Source organism: Okeania sp. SIO3I5 (assembly GCF_010672085.1).
GTDB lineage: Bacteria > Cyanobacteriota > Cyanobacteriia > Cyanobacteriales > Microcoleaceae > Trichodesmium.
The window spans coordinates 1-16,012 of sequence record NZ_JAAHHT010000105.1; the positions used below are offsets into that span (position 1 = coordinate 1).

Sequence of the window (16,012 nt, forward strand, 5' to 3'; positions counted from 1 at the left end):
TATATAGATTGTAAAATTTTGTTTCATTTCCAATAATTAGGGTTGCCCTCAATCCATAAAGGGGTTACCATACATAATGCTTCATAAATAAGAGGAGTCGGAATTCCATTTAGGAATTAAATCCACGAATTACAATATGTCTAAGACTTATACTGTTGAAATCCACCACAAAGGACAAACCCAAACTATAGAAGTGCCAGAGGATAAGACAATTCTAAAGGCTGCACAGGAGGCTAAACTAGATTTGCCTAATTTAGATTTGCCTAATTTATGCAATGCAGGGGTTTGTACTACTTGTGCAGCTAAGATTATTGAAGAGGGTACTGTAGAGCAAAGTGATGGTATGGGAGTTAGTGCAGAACTTCAAGCAGAAGGTTATGTGTTGTTATGTGTTGCTCATCCTCGGTCTAATTTAAAGATAGAAACGGAAAAGGAAGATGAGGTTTATAGCCGTCAATTTGCTTCTCTATAAATAGAAAGAAAGCACGACACGAATTTTTAACATGGATGTAGGGATGGGAAAAGCGCGGAAAGCAAATCAATTAATTATTTATAGTTGATTATTCCCTATTCAGCATCCTTGTTATTCTAACAATTTTATTCTTTGATTTTGATTAAATAGTTATGAACTAATTAATCATATAATTGCTATAGTAATCCTAAATGATTTGTGAAAAAAAACAGTAGGGGTTTAGTCTCTAAACCCAGAGTAAAATAGGGTTTGGAGACCAAACCCCTACAATAAAATTTTACAACCTAATTTAGGATTGCTATATAACCCAAAAAACTGATAAGTGATAACTGAAATGACTACTCATTTTATTAATGCTGAAATTGACCTGCAAGAATCACCAGTAAAACTCAATCAAGAAATTGAAAAAGAGTTAGAAAAACGCGGAACTCCTCTACGTTGGGCAGTGACAAAGGTAGACACAGAAAAACAAAAAGCTCATGTAGAAGCTGTAGTAGTTGAGGAAAAAAATCTAGCAACTAATTCCTAATTATTTGTTGATATTTTTTGATTAATAATTTAGATATCTCCAGAAAAATAATTTAGGGATTTTCCATGGAAAATCCCTATCAAATTTTGTAATTTTAATTTTGTAGATCATATACCTAGAATGTAAAATGAATCTTTTAAAGATAGAAATTACTTTTAACTCTTTGACTTGACAAAGTGTTGCTTCTAAAATTAGTTGAGTGAGTCAAAATTTTTGAGCAATTACCGAACTTACCACTAGGATAGAAATTACTTTTAATTTTTGACTTTTGACTTTTGACTTTACCGAATAATTAAGGTTTAAAGGATAAAAAAGAAAATTTTTTCTTTTTAGCTGGACTTTAGGAAAAAAAAGGTTAAAAATAAGGTCAAACCCTTATACAGCAATATTTTTACCTAAAATCAGACGTTTTCTTGATATATCTAGGTTTTCCTGCGGAATGCTACGCAAACAGCTATTTTAAGCAAGTTAAGGTATTTCCCTTGCAAATACTGGGTTTGAAGCCATTTTCAGTGTAAAAAATCCCAAAGTCCAGTTGGTCAATCCTATCCGTTTCAAGAAAAGGTAATTGTTAATTATTAATTATTAATTATTAATTGTTGAAATTACGTCCTTATACAGTAGTCTTAATTATTCCCACTGGTATCGGTGCATCTATCGGAGGCTATGCTGGTGATGCTTTACCAGTAGCACGGGCGATCGCTCAAACCTGCGATATTCTGATAACTCACCCCAATGTTCTAAATGGGGCACAACTTTATTGGTCATTACCTAATGCTCTATATGTAGAAGGGTATGCTCTTGACAAATTTGCTCAAGGATGGTATGGATTACAACCAGTACATCAAAACCGAGTAGGCTTAATTCTTGACCAGGCCATTGAACCAGAATTACAACTGCGCCATTTACAAGCTGCTGATGCTACGAGAGCAACTTTAGGTCTAAATCTCACAGATTACATTGTGACTGACTCCCCATTGGGAGTAGAACTACGACAGTCTGATTCTGGGGCATCTTGGGGGACAATAGCTAATCCTGATAGCTTGCTACGAGCAGCAGATACTCTAATTACCAAAGCAAAAGCAGAGGCGATCGCTGTTGTTGCCAGATTTCCCGACGACGAAGGTAGTACAGCATTACAAGAATATCGTCATGGCCAAGGAGTTGACCCCCTAGCAGGAGCAGAGGCAGTTATTAGTCATTTAATTGTCAAAACTTTTCAAATTCCTTGCGCCCATGCTCCTGCTTTATTGCCTCTACCCCTAGACCCTAATTTATCACCTCGGTCTGCCGCTGAAGAAATTGGTTATACATTTTTGCCTTGTGTTTTGGTTGGCTTGAGTCGTGCGCCACAGTTAGTGAGAGTAAAAGAGGGTTTGGCAGTTCCGAATACTATTTGGGCAAAACAAGTTGATGCGGTAGTTGTACCTGGGACAGCTTGTGGGGGTAGTGCAGTGATGAGTTTCAGTCAAACTAAAGCCCAAATTATTGCGGTGAGAGAAAATAAAACCCAAATGCAGGTATCACCTGAAAAGTTAGGGATAAAGGCGTTGGAAGTAAATTCATATTTAGAAGCGTTGGGGGTGTTGGTTGCTCATAGGGCAGGTATTAGTCCGGAAGCTTTAAAACCAGAAATATTATCAATTAGACATCTCTAGAAAAGAGGGAACTGGGAACTGGGGCAGGGTGAATTTATTGTCACAAGAGAAAAAAAGGAGGAGAAGATGGGGAGGTTGGGGAGGATGGAGAGGATGGGGAGGATGAGGAGGATGGGGAAGGTGGGAAGTACAGGCTATCAAAAAATATAGGGTTGTAAATATTCTCTGACAACAAAAAATTAGCTCTGGGGAACAGGGGGGAGTAATTGATAATTTATGGATAAGAATTAATTTTATTTTTCATTTTTAGAAAAGTCTATTGCTAGAATTTATTAGATATCTCCAAAAAAAAATGAGATTAAAGCTATTTCTACTGACTACTGACTACTAGCATCTGAAAAGCCACTCTAATAGTTCCATATCCTATTTCTACTGACTATTGACTATTAAACATAGGTGTGAAAATTAAAAATAAAATCAATTACTATCCATAAATCATCAATTAGTTCTCCCTGTTCCCTGTTCCCTGTTCCCTGTTCCCTGTTCCCTCTTTTCTACTGACTACTGACTACTAGCAACAGCCTCAAGTATGAGAATTACTATACAATATTTAGAGAAAAAACCATAAGTCTATTTGATAGCTAATAAGTGACAGAAAAAATTCCTGAAAACCCGGACATCGAACCACTAACTCGCATCCAAGTGTTGGTAGCCATGGGAGTAACAGCATTAGTATTACTGGCTATCTCTAAAATATGCCTGCTACTTGGTGTAATTTTATTGCCTGTAAGTTGGAATCTGAGGGCGTTGCTCTGGGGGGTAGCGATCGCCCTGGGTATTACTACTGCTAGTTCTCTATTGTATCGCATTTGGCCTGCCTATCGTCGTAGTGCAGATACATATTTAATGTTAGTTCTATCTCCTCTGTTATGGCCTGATTTAGTCTGGTTGGGGTTGCTACCAGGATTAAGTGAAGAATTGCTATTTCGAGGTGTCGTCTTATCTGCCTTGGGATTAGATACATGGGCGTTAATTGCCTCAAGTGTTTTCTTTGGTGTTTTACATTTGAGTGGTAGGCAACAATGGCCTTATATGATTTGGGCAACAATAGTTGGTATGGTGTTAGGATACAGCGCTTTAGCAACAGATAATTTATTAATACCAATTACTGCCCATATTTTGACAAATTTGATTTCTAGTAGTATGTGGAAGTGGCAAAATAATTATCAAAAGTAGGAGTTAGGAGTCAGGAGTCAGGAGTCAGAATGTAAGAATTTATAAGATTTATTTTTTCTGAGAGTCAAACAGTTCCATAATTGATTAAAAATAGTTTGATAACTATGCTCAGTCGTTTTTTATGCCTAAAGGATAGTTTGATTTTTACCATCTGTTGGCAGGAAATTTACTAACACTTTTGTAATTATTTTAATGTAACTATACTATGCTTGAATTGGCTATTAATTATAGAGAATTAAATAATTTAATATGACAGAATTAGGGTTTGATTTTAGCCACTACTACACATATCAAGAAGTAGTAAATTTTCTACATCAAATGAGAGAAAATAATCCTCATTTAATAGAGTTAAAAGTTATTGGCAAAAGCTATGGCGGACTAGAGATTTTTCTGGCTACTCTAACAAATCAAAATACAGGAGAGGCGATAGAAAAACCTGGATATTGGATTGATGCTAATATTCATGCTGGAGAAGTTACAGGTTCGGCTGTTGCTCTATATAATATTTATTATCTACTAAATAATTACACTACTGAATCTCGAATCACTCATTTATTAGACAACTACACAGTTTATATATTACCTCGTATTGCTGTTGATGGAGCAGAAAAATATTTAACAACTCCCCAAAGATTGCGATCGAGTATTCGTCATTATCCCTATCCCGAAGAACGTGATGGTCTTCACTGGGAAGACATCAATGGAGATGGCTTAATTTTGCAAATGCGACTTAAGGATAACTGTGGAGCTTGGAAGATTTCCTCAGAAGATCCTAGAATTATGGTGCCTCGCGAACCCGATGAATTTGGTGGCACTTATTACACTATTCTGCCAGAGGGCATCATTAAAAATTATGACGGTTACGATATCAAAGTAGCTCCCGCTCTCGAAGGAATGGATTTTAATCGCAACTATCCTTACGAGTGGCAACCAGAGGGAAAACAAAAAGGTGCTGGAGATTTTCCTTTTTCTGAACCTGAAACTCTTGCTGTGGCAGAATTTTGGCGAGAACATCCTAATATTAATGGTTTCATTAGTTATCATACATTTTCTGCAGTCATTTTACGCCCCTATAGTATTTATCCAGACGATCACTTTCCTGTGGAGGATTTGGAAATTTACAAGTTGATTGGGGAAAAGGGTACTGAAATGACTGGTTATGAATGCGTTTCGGTTTATCATAACTTCTCTTCTCCTGCTAATAAGAAGACTTATGGTGCAATGGATGATTATTGCTACGATAACTTCGGTTGGTTTGGTTTTATCATTGAGCTTTGGGATGCGCCTACTGCAGCAGGAGTTAAGAAGGAAGATTATATTAAGTGGTTAAGACGCCATCCTGTTTCAGATGATTTGAAATTGATGCAGTGGAATGATGAAAAATTGGGAGGCAAGGGTTTTACTGAATGGCAACCTTTTGAGCATCCCCAACTGGGTAAGGTAGAAATTGGTGGGTGGAATCACAAGGAGGTTTGGCAAAATGCTCCTGTTGAATATTTACCAAAGTTGTGTGAGGAACAATGTCAGTTTGCTATTGCTCATGCTTTGATGTCACCTCGTTTAGCAGTGAGTCAGACTGTGGTTGAATATCAGGGCGGCGATCTTTATCATCTGGTAGTACAGTTGGAAAATCAAGGATTTTTGCCTACTTATACCAGTGAAAAAGCTTTGGAACAAAAAAGTGTTAAACCGATAGAAGTAATTTTAGATTTACCCGATCGTGTAACGTTGGTAAGTGGGAAACAAAAGCAGGAAATCGATCATTTGCAGGGGCGATCGAGTGAAGCTTTTAGATTTCTCAATTGGTCAACTCAAGGTGTAAGTTATCGTTGTCATTTGGAGTGGGTAGTTAAAGGTGTTGCTGGTTGTGAGATTGAGGTGACGGCAAAGGCGGAACGTGCGGGTGTGGTGAGAACTATAATTACTTTGCTGGAGTAAGTTATGGTATAAAAATCTAGCGTTGCTAATTTTAGGTATGAAATTCCTAAATTAATTAGACTTGTCGTTAAATAGAGGAAAAAAATCGCTCAAACTCAGGTAGAGTAATAATTTCAGGCTTTTATTTCTTCAATGGCTATAATCCTTACATATCAAGCGTTTGGAGGATTTTTTAAGTTATAAAGCGACAAGTCTATTATGTATAAATCAGACTTATTTCCCCTAACCGCATCTTTTGAGGAATTTGAGGTTTGAAAGCTCTTGCTTCAGATTTGGGACTTCAAGGTTTCAGCTTTGGGCCATCTTAATTAACTCCTACCCTAACCACTCATACTTTTAAGCGCAAACTCTCTTGTTGACAAAACCAATAATTTGGTTTATCTTTGTTTTTAGGTTACATCCTGTAAATGTTATAGTAATAAAGTAAACTTTACTATTGGCCAAGAGTTGAGGTAAGAATCATGGGTACTAAACAAGCGTCTATTTTATTAGGTATCTCTCGTCAACGTTTATTAGTTTTACTCGCTCAAGGAAGAGTCAAAGGAGCCAAAAAAAATGGTAGATTCTGGAAAATTCCAGTATCTAAAAGTGGAATGCCGAGAATAATTCCCGCTCGGCGCGGTCCCGAAGGTATCTGGCGCAAGCAACAAGCGAAGAAAGCACAAATGATTCATGTTAATCAACACAACATTCAAGGTAATAAAGGAAAGCCTCCAGAGCAATTTCAACCAGTAGTGTCTCTCAAAGACAGCAAGCGCAACGATTATGGTTATGAATTATATATTTCAGGTCCTTGCTATATCGTGTATCGACCTTACAAACCAGCAAATTGTGGTGCTCATGTGTGGATTGAGACTTATGAGGCAGTGCAATTTCTAGATACTGAATTTAACCTTGATCCAAGTACTGCAAGGGAACCGAGCAAACAACTTGCCATCTAGTCTGGTTTCATTCGTCACGCGAGTAAGGTCACAAAAAAATATTTATTCGCTCAGAGCAGCTCAACTGACAATAACTTCAGCAGGCTTTGTGCTGTTTGTTTGTGGGAAATCGTCACAGTATTAAGATTTTGATCTTCCTATTTTTTTACAAATCATTTAGGATTGCTATAGATACGCTTAGGGGTTCTATAGGGATAAATTTGCCAAGCTGTAAGTATATTGATGCTCTTTTTCATCGTGACAATGCTCCCATTTAAGCTCAAAGCTAAGGAATTTTAGGTAAAATTTCTTACCGTACGAAAAAAACTGTAGAAAATTGTGATAGCTTTTATCTTGATATTGGATTAACCAATACAGGCTGTACGGCGCAGCTCACTATTCCCACCCTACTCATGCTACGCAAACGGCAGTAAAAGTCCCTGGGAATTTCTTTGTGATTATCTGAAGACTGCTATTAATATCGGCATTAATGACTTTACCTGTTCCACTTCTAAACAAACCGCACTTGACTCGTTTTCCCACATAATTCTTATGACGCCTGGGCAATTCATTCATCAAGTGCAAAAGTTTTACTGGTATTGAACACTATCCTTGTCATTACCATTCTCCAGTTGGCTAAATAAATATTGACCAATATTTATTGTATAGATTTATAGATTATAGCACTAGAAGTTAAGGTAATGACAAAGCTACGAATAGAACTTACGCAATGTCTAGTAAATTCATAGCTGTCTTTTCTTCATGCAAATGCGTTTTTATAGAAGTGTTTAAAATAGTCGTTTTTTTGAGCCGATCTATTAAATTAGGCATTTCTTGCTTGCAGTGCAAACAATACCAATAAATTTGTGAATTACGGCTATGACGTAGCATTTGATCAGAGCAGCAAGGACAGTTATTCATGGCTAAATTGTGGTTTATTTAAAATTTTTTCGACAGTAAATAATTAAGGTTGAATTTAAAGTTAGTTAGCTATCTCCCCTAACACAAGTTCTTTAAATAAAGAACTTTGTAGCTAGAGAAAATGCAGAATTTAAAAGTAAAAACTAGACCCTATATCGAGTGAACTCGAATTGGTAAACTGAACTTTATGAAATAAAGCTTTTGCTTTTCTGTTAAGAATTAATCAGTTAAATTACTGGAATTTTTAATTGTAATTCTAGTTTCATAGAAGACTAATTTAGCAAAATATAGCTAAACTACATTATTATTAAGTTTTGATTTTTCACTATTAAAAGTTTTTGAATTGCAGATATAACTCTACTAAGTAAGATTAACTAGGAGAAGATAATTTGTTGATTGTCTATACATACTTCATACTTAATGTTGGTTGTGTGAGAAATTTTCTAAATCTATCAAATTAAAAATTTATAACTTCAACTTAATTTTTAATGTTACTTTAAATAAAGAATTAATTATGTATCAAATTTATCAATATTTCTCAAAATTAGTATTTCAGAATAACTACGGATGTCAAATACATATTGGCAAAAAAATAGTTATCCACGATACATTTAAACTAACTAGATTTTGAATATAGTTTAGCAATTTTTGCAGAGCATTAACATTAAAGTAAGAATTTAAAATTATATCATATCTACTAGAATTGAATTGATAAATAATTCACTGAAAAATAGAGAAGAGGAAAGAGAAAAAATACTATAGCATTTCTCATAAAGATGAGGTACAGTTACGATCCCCCTAAATCCCCCTTGAAAAGGGGGACTTTGAAGACTCCCCCCTTTTTAAGGGGGGCAGGGGGGATCTAAAACTGTATCTCACCAATTTGAGAAACGCTATATATTTCATTTATAAGATAAAGGCTATAAGTTACAGATTTGATACTTGTAGTCTATCTATAATTAATGGTTAAGGATTTAGTCGTCAGTTATCAGCTATCAGTCACTAGCAGATAAGGAGATTAGGTAAACTGAGATATCTACCAAATCACCTTTACAAATTGTCCAGACTGAATTGTCCAATGTGTGATTAATTTTTATTGCTGACTACTGATAGCTAATAGCTGTTTCACTGCGCGACATGAATGGGCAACATTCCACAGAAAATACTGACAATCAATGAAAATCCCTATAAATTAAATAATTTTATATAACAATTAGCACTATACCAAAAGTTGAATAGCTTTTTTATTTCCCTGATTATGTGAAGATATAGGGATGCTCATCAAGATGAAAAAGGCTATATCTAAAATATGATATAATTTTAAGTTAGCAATGATTAATGATTTTATATTTTCCGATCAAAGTGATAGTTACCAATGTCTGAAAATAATTCCCTTATCGGACAAATTCTACGTCAACGTTATCAAGTTATTGAAAAACTAGGCAAAGGTGGTGGGTTTGGTGAAACTTATCTGGCAGAAGATTTAGATATACCAGAAATTCCTAAACCAAGATGTGTGGTGAAGCGACTAAAACCAACACAAAAAAGTGCAAAAGTTAAAAATTTATTTGAGCAAGAAGCTCGAATTTTGAATAAGCTGGGAAGACATGAACAAATTCCAACTTTATATGCTTATTTTGAACATGACCATGAATTTTACCTGGTTCAAGAACTTATAGAAGGTGAGGATTTAACTAAAGAAATAAATCGCGGTTGGAGTGAATCTAAAGTCATAGAATTTTTAGCCGAAATTCTGGAATTACTAATTTTCGTTCACGACAATAATGTGATTCATCGCGATATTAAACCAGGCAATATTATGAGGCGTAAAAGTGATGGAAAATTAGTATTAATTGACTTTGGAGCCGTCAAAGAAGTCAGGACGATAGTAGTTGGTGATGATGGGCAACCTTCTAGCATGATTACTATTGGAACTCCTGGTTATATGCCTGTGGAACAACTACAAGGTAGACCTCAATTTACTAGCGATATTTATGCAGTTGGGGTAACTACTATTCAAGCTTTAGTAGGAAAATCACCTCAGAATTTTCCCCACAATATTTCTGGAGAAATAGAATGTGAAACTTTACTTTCTGGTATTAATGGTGAGCTAGCTAATATATTAATAAAAATGGTAAAAATTAACTGGCATCAACGCTACCAAAATGCTCAAATTGCTTTGGCAGAATTATTGAATATCAGACCAAAGTTAGAATCATTAATACGTCAGCAAGAACAGGCAGAAACTATTAAAATAGCTCCTCCAATTATTAGCAATATTAATAGTAATAATATAACTCACGCTCCCGAATCACAATTAGAACCGCCTTCTGGTCAAGTTCCTCTAAATTCTCCTTTTTATATAGAGCGAATCCCTATTGAATCAGAATGTTTTCAAGCTATTCTGAAGCCAGATGCTTTAATTAGAATTAAAGCCCCTCGGCAAATGGGAAAAAGTTCTTTATTATCCCGAATTTTAGATGGTGCTAGTCAGGAAGCTTATCGCACAGTTTATTTGAATTTTCAAACTATAGATCCAGAATTTCTGGAAAATTTAGACCAATTTTTGCAGTGGTTTTGTGCGAATGTTAGTGATGAATTGGATTTAGAGGAACAGTTAGATAAATATTGGAAAAAAGTTTTGGGAGTGAAAAAGCGATGTACTAAATATTTTGATAAATATCTGTTGACTGAAATTAAGACACCGATAGTTTTGGGGTTAGATGAAGTTGACGAAATTTTCCAAAATCCCGATCTAGCAACACAATTTTTTGCTTTATTAAGAGCTTGGCACGAACAAGGTAAAAATAATCCTGATTGGCAAAGATTACGATTAATAATTGCTCACTCTAAGGAGGTTTATATTCCTCTGAACATTAATCAGTCGCCCTTCAATGTGGGATTAGGAATTGAGTTACCAGAATTTAACTTAGAACAGGTAAAAGATTTAGTACAAAGACATAGCTTAACCTGGTCTGATGCACAAATAGAAACACTGATGGAAATGTTAGGAGGGCATCCCTATTTAGTACGTCTAGCACTCTATGAAATTGCCAGCGGAAAAATGACTTTAGAACGACTTTTAGAACTAGCACCAACGGATGAAGGACCTTACTATAATCACTTGCATCGACATTTGTTGAACTTGCAAAAAGATGAAAATTTGCAGACAGCAATTAGAAAAGTTGTTAATGCAGAAACTCCTGTGGAAATTGGTACAATTGAAGGGTTTAAATTACGCAGTATGGGATTAGTTAAATTTCGCGGAAATGCTGTGATGCCTTTGTGTGGTTTATATCGAGAATATTTTCGAGTTCATGTTTGAAAGAGACCTCTCCCCCCTGCCCCTCCCCTACGAGGGAAGGGGGTTGGGGGGTTAGGTTTTATTGGCAAGAATATCAACAAAAATCGACTTAAATCAAACTCTACTTAATACTTATTCTCCTTCTCCCATAAGTGCTAAAACTTGTTGATAAATATCAGAGCTTACCCAAAAACCACTATTAATTAAATTATCTAATATAGCGTTTCTCAGCAATCGTGAGGTACACCTATCTTTATTTGTTCCTATTTCCTATTCCCTGTTTCCTATTCCCTATTCCCTATTCCCTGTTCCCAGTTAAGTGTTCCCTGTTCCCTAAAACCAAGGAATTTTGTACCTCACGCTTCTTGGGAATTGCTATATAGGTTTAATTGATGACATAAACCCTAACTGTTTAGCCTTTAATAATACTCCTAATGTTCCTGTGATTGGGATTCCTAATTTAGTAGCCTCTCTTCTACCTTTGCGTTCGTCAACTATTAATAGACTTGTCGCTTTATAACTTAAAAAATCCTCAAAACCCTTGATATTTAACGATTATAGCTATCAAAAATCTCAAATGCCTGGAATTATTACTCTGCCTGATTTTGAGCGATTTTTTCCCTCTATTTAGCGACAAGTCTAATAAATCAGCCTTTAATTCTAATACTAAAACAATTGCTTCAGCTTCTCCTGGATCGAGTTTTGTTTGTAGACTCATAACTAAGGTTAAATTATGAACTGAACTTTTCTTAATCCACTCCAAACTTTGTATCACCAAGGTAGCAGGTTCTGTAGCGCCAGCATTAATTATTTCCTGATAAACAGTTTCTGGTATAATCAGTTCACCATATATTTGTTTAAGTAAATCTAGCTGACTAAATATTAATACTTTAACTATCTTTTTGAAATTTGGTATTAGAGTTGGGTTTATCCTTCTCCTACGGATAAGCTACGCTTTTCATGTCGCGTAGCGAAACGGATAAGCTTTCCTGCGGAATGCTGCGCAAACGCTTTTTCGTATAGGGAATTTTCCGCTTTTCATGTCGCGCTCGCTCGTAGGGGTAAATGATCATTCTTCCCTTAGATGTCGGCTCTTAGCCGTTAACGGAGTTATGCGAAGCGCAAAAACGTATCTCAACCCAACCTACTTATTTAATTATATTAACTATGAATAATTACGAATATTATATCGGTGGTAGTCTTCCAATTCATGCCACAACTTATGTCACTAGACTTGCGGATAACGATCTATATGAAGGTTTGAAAAATGGAGATTTTTGTTATGTTTTAAATTCCCGACAAATGGGTAAATCTAGTTTGCGGGTTAAAACTATACAACGTTTACAACAAGAAAATATTGCCTGTGTCAGTATTGATATGACAGAAATTGGCACTGATGATATTACCCCTTCAGAATGGTATGCCAGTATTATTGATACTATTTTGACTGGCTTAAATTTAGATGATGATTTTGATATTGAGGAATTGTGGGAGGCTAATAGTCAACTTTCCAATGTCAAACGATTTAGTAAATTTATTGGTGAAATTTTATTGCCTTCAATTGAGCAACAAATTGTCATTTTTATTGATGAAATTGATAGTACCCTCAGCCTACCTTTTAATATTGATGATTTTTTTGCAGTTGTTCGAGATTGTTATAACAAACGGGCGGATAATTCCGATTATCAAAGGTTGACTTTTGCCATGATTGGTGTGGCAACTCCGGCAGATTTAATTAAAGAGAAAAAACGTACTCCTTTTAATATTGGTAAACCTATAAAATTATCAGGTTTTCGGTTAGCTGAAGTAGAGCCACTGGCAAAAGGTTTAGTTGAAAAAACTACCAATATTAATAAGTTGATGGAGGCAGTTTTAGATTGGACGGGAGGTCAACCATTTTTGACCCAGAAACTTTGTAAATTGATTAGTAATAGTCCAGAAATTGTACCTGATGGCCAGGAGGCCGAATGGGTGGCCGATTTGGTTAAACAGAGAATAATAGACAATTGGCAAGTCCATGATGACCCAGAACATTTAAAGACAATTCGCGATCGCCTCTTAGTGAATGAAAAACGGGCGAGTCGGTTATTGGGTTTGTATCAGCAGATAATCCCCCTTCCGTCCCCCTTGGAAAGGGGGAGACCAGAGGAAATCCCCCTTCCGTCCCCCTTGGAAAGGGGGAGACCAGAGGAAATCCCCCTTCCGTCCCCCTTGGAAAGGGGGAGACTAGAAGAAATCCCCCTTCCGTCCCCCTTAGAAAGGGGGAGACTAGAGGAAATCCCCCTTCCGTCCCCCTTGGAAAGGGGGAGACCAGAAACAGAAGAAAAAAAGCCCCCCCTTTCAAAGGGCGGGTTGGGGGGGATTCTAACAGATGACAACCACGACCAAATGGAACTCCGCCTCACAGGTTTAGTAGTAAAAGAGGAAGGGCGGTTAGAAGTTGCGAACCGCATTTATCAAGAAGTGTTTAATTTGCAGTGGGTGGAAAAAGAGTTGGGAAAGTTGCGCCCCTACTCGGAAGCGTTTACTGCTTGGGAAGAGTCAGGATGTAATGATGAGTCGCGACTGTTGCGGGGTCAAGCATTAGCAGATGCTTTAGCGTGGTCAGTTGATAAAAGTCTGAGCGATCGCGACTATCAATTTTTAGCTGCTGCTCAGGAGCAAGAGAAACAAGCGATCGAGCTGGAAAAATTGGAAGCGCAGGTAAAGTTGGATGCTCAAGCAAAGGCGAACCAGATATTGAATGAGGCGAAACGCAAAGCAGAAAAACGACTGCGAATAAGTTTTGCAGTATTGGTACTATCATTTATAGGAGCAAGTATTACTGGAGTTACCTTTTGGCGGGCAAATCTTAAGTTGGCGGAAGCGGAAGCAGTGCGTAAAAGTATTACTGCTCAATTATTATTTGAGTCAAATAAATATTGGACAGCAATGCTGCAAGCTTTAAGAGCAGCTAAACAATTACCAAAGTCTAATTTAATATTCCAACCTCAGGCTGATAGCAAAATGCAAGTAACAGATGCTCTGAGTCAAGCTATATATAGAATAGATAGTGGAAAGTACCGAGAAATTAACCGTCTTCAGGGCCATGAGGATGCGGTCTGGGGTTTAGCATTTAGTGCGGATGGTCAGATGATTGCCACTGCTAGTGGTGACAATACAGTGAAATTGTGGAACCACCAGGGGCAGTTGTTGCAGACTCTGGAGGGGCATGAAAATTGGGTCTGGGGTGTAGCAGTTAGTCCCGATGGAGAGACTATTGCCAGTGCTAGTCGTGACAAAACAGTGAAGTTGTGGAACCGTCAAGGACAGTTATTGCATACTCTCACCGGCCATGAGAGTTCGGTCTGGGATGTAGCATTTAGTCCGAATGGAGAAACTATTGCCACTGCGAGTGGTGACGAAACAGTAAAATTATGGGATAGTGAGGGGAAATTATTGCATACTCTCACCGGACATGAGAGTTCGGTCTTTAGTGTAGCATTTAGTCCCGATGGAGAGACTATTGCCAGTGCTAGTGCTGACAAAACAGTAAAATTATGGGATAGTGAGGGGAAATTATTGCAGACTCTCACCGGCCATGAGTATGCGGTTTGGGGTATAGCATTTAGTCCCGATGGTCAGATGATTGCTAGTGCTAGTGATGACAATACAGTAAAATTATGGGATAGTGAGGGGAAATTATTGCATACTCTCACCGGACATGAGAGTTCAGTCTTTAGTGTAGCATTTAGTTCCGATAGTCAGATGATTGCCACTGCTAGTGATGACAAAACAGTAAAATTGTGGAACCGTCAAGGACAGTTATTGCAGATTCTCACTGACCACGAGTATTCGGTTAATGGTGTAGCATTTAGTCCGAATGGAGAGACTCTTACCACTGCTAGTGATGACAAAACAGTGAAATTGTGGAACCGTCAAGGACAGTTATTACAGACTCTTACCGGGCATGAGAAATTGGTCAATGGTGTAGAATTTAGTCCCGATGGTAAGATGATTGCCACTGCTAGTGCTGACGAAACAGTAAAATTGTGGAACCGTCAAGGAAAATTATTGCAGACTCTCGCCGGGCATTATGATGCAGTCTTGGATGTAGCATTTAGTCCGGATGGAGAGACTATTGCTACTGCTAGTGGTGACAGAAGCGTGATGTTGTGGAATCTCCAGGGGCAGGTGTTGCAGACTCTCACTGATCGTGGTTTTGTCTTTGGTGTAGCATTTAGTCGGGATGGAGAGACTATTGCTACTGCTAGCGATTACAAAACAGTAAAATTGTGGAACCTTAAAGGACAGTTATTGCAGACTCTCAAAGGCCATGAGGATGGGGTCAATGCTGTAGTATTTAGCCCTGATGGAGAGACTATTGCCACTGCTAGTGATGACCATACAGTGAAGTTGTGGAACCGTCAAGGAAAATTATTGCAGACTCTCAAAGGCCATGAGCATTGGGTCTTTGGTGTAGCATTTAGTCCGGATGGAGAAACTATTGCTAGTGCTAGTCGTGACGATACTGTAAAGTTGTGGAACCAACAGGGGCAGTTGTTGCGGACTCTCACTGGACATGAGAATATAGTCTATGATGTAGCATTTAGCCCTAATGGAGAGACTATTTCCACTGTAAGTGGTGACGAAACAGTAAAATTGTGGAATCAACAGGGGCAGTTGTTGCAGACTCTCACTGGGCATGAGAATATAGTCTATGATGTAGCATTTAGCCCTGATGGAGAGACTATTGCCACTGCTAGTCGTGACAATACTGTGAAATTGTGGAATGGTTGGAAGTTCGATCGCCTCCATGAATGGGGTTGCAACTGGATGCGGGACTACCTTGAAAATAACCCTAATGTCAGTGAAAGCGATAAGCGTTTATGTGATCGTGTTGGGAACTAAATTTGTTTGTAGTTGGGCTTTAGCACCTATTTATTTATCTCTGGGCTAAAGCCCAACTACGAGCCTGATTAATAAGTGTTTTACTAAAGCGGACATTCTCGCGCCTCTCAAATTTAGTCCGTGCTGCAAATGTAGGGGCGAATGGCCATTCGCCCCTACTCCCAGCTAGAATGGTCAAATATGCCGCCCACCCAACGCTAATTT

The 16,012-nt window shown here is 37.4% G+C and carries 11 protein-coding genes; 8 read left to right on the plus strand and 3 right to left on the minus strand.

From position 1 onward, the window contains the following. Window positions 1-136: 136 nt before the first annotated feature. From F6K40_RS21955 to F6K40_RS21985, 7 genes are all read left to right on the plus strand, one after another. Window positions 137-472: a 2Fe-2S iron-sulfur cluster-binding protein gene (locus F6K40_RS21955; RefSeq protein WP_293139231.1), complete on the plus strand. Its 336-nt coding sequence runs from the start codon at window positions 137-139 to the stop codon at window positions 470-472. A gap of 334 nt (window positions 473-806) precedes the next feature. Then, window positions 807-1,001, plus strand: coding sequence for a hypothetical protein (locus tag F6K40_RS21960; protein ID WP_293139232.1), 195 nt, complete (start codon window positions 807-809; stop codon window positions 999-1,001). A 599-nt stretch (window positions 1,002-1,600) separates the two neighbouring features. After that, window positions 1,601-2,659 carry a DUF3326 domain-containing protein gene (locus F6K40_RS21965; RefSeq protein ID WP_293139251.1) on the plus strand — a complete coding sequence of 353 codons (1,059 nt, stop codon included), beginning with the start codon at window positions 1,601-1,603 and terminating at the stop codon, window positions 2,657-2,659. 588 nt (window positions 2,660-3,247) lie between these two features. Continuing rightward, on the plus strand, window positions 3,248-3,835 hold the full coding sequence (locus F6K40_RS21970) for a CPBP family intramembrane glutamic endopeptidase (RefSeq protein WP_293139233.1): 588 nt from the start codon (window positions 3,248-3,250) through the stop codon (window positions 3,833-3,835). A 249-nt stretch (window positions 3,836-4,084) separates the two neighbouring features. Beyond that, the gene (locus F6K40_RS21975; RefSeq protein WP_293139234.1) at window positions 4,085-5,773 is read left to right on the plus strand and encodes a M14 family metallopeptidase; all 1,689 of its coding nucleotides are present in this window, start codon (window positions 4,085-4,087) and stop codon (window positions 5,771-5,773) included. Window positions 5,774-6,234: 461 nt separating this feature from the next. Further along, window positions 6,235-6,714, plus strand: coding sequence for a MerR family transcriptional regulator (locus F6K40_RS21980; RefSeq protein WP_293139235.1), 480 nt, complete (start codon window positions 6,235-6,237; stop codon window positions 6,712-6,714). Between the two features lie 2,275 nt (window positions 6,715-8,989). Next, on the plus strand, window positions 8,990-10,939 hold the full coding sequence (locus tag F6K40_RS21985) for an AAA-like domain-containing protein (protein WP_293139236.1): 1,950 nt from the start codon (window positions 8,990-8,992) through the stop codon (window positions 10,937-10,939). 111 nt (window positions 10,940-11,050) lie between these two features. Here F6K40_RS21985 and F6K40_RS21990 read toward each other — a convergent pair whose 3' ends face one another. The 3 genes from F6K40_RS21990 to F6K40_RS41630 form a co-directional block, all read right to left on the minus strand. After that, window positions 11,051-11,152, minus strand: a complete 102-nt coding sequence (locus F6K40_RS21990; protein ID WP_293139237.1) for a DUF3368 domain-containing protein — start codon at window positions 11,150-11,152, stop codon at window positions 11,051-11,053. A gap of 141 nt (window positions 11,153-11,293) precedes the next feature. Beyond that, complete coding sequence (locus tag F6K40_RS40980) at window positions 11,294-11,464, minus strand: PIN domain-containing protein (RefSeq protein ID WP_365672373.1); 171 nt, start codon at window positions 11,462-11,464, stop codon at window positions 11,294-11,296. After that, entirely contained in the window at window positions 11,451-11,864 is a 414-nt protein-coding gene (locus F6K40_RS41630) for a PIN domain-containing protein (protein ID WP_483143775.1), read from the minus strand. The genes F6K40_RS40980 and F6K40_RS41630 overlap by 14 nt, the downstream gene beginning before the upstream one ends. Window positions 11,865-12,085: 221 nt before the next feature. On the opposite strand from F6K40_RS41630, the gene F6K40_RS22000 reads away from it, so the two are divergent. Next, entirely contained in the window at window positions 12,086-15,808 is a 3,723-nt protein-coding gene (locus tag F6K40_RS22000; RefSeq protein ID WP_293139239.1) for a WD40 domain-containing protein, read from the plus strand. Window positions 15,809-16,012: the final 204 nt, after the last annotated feature.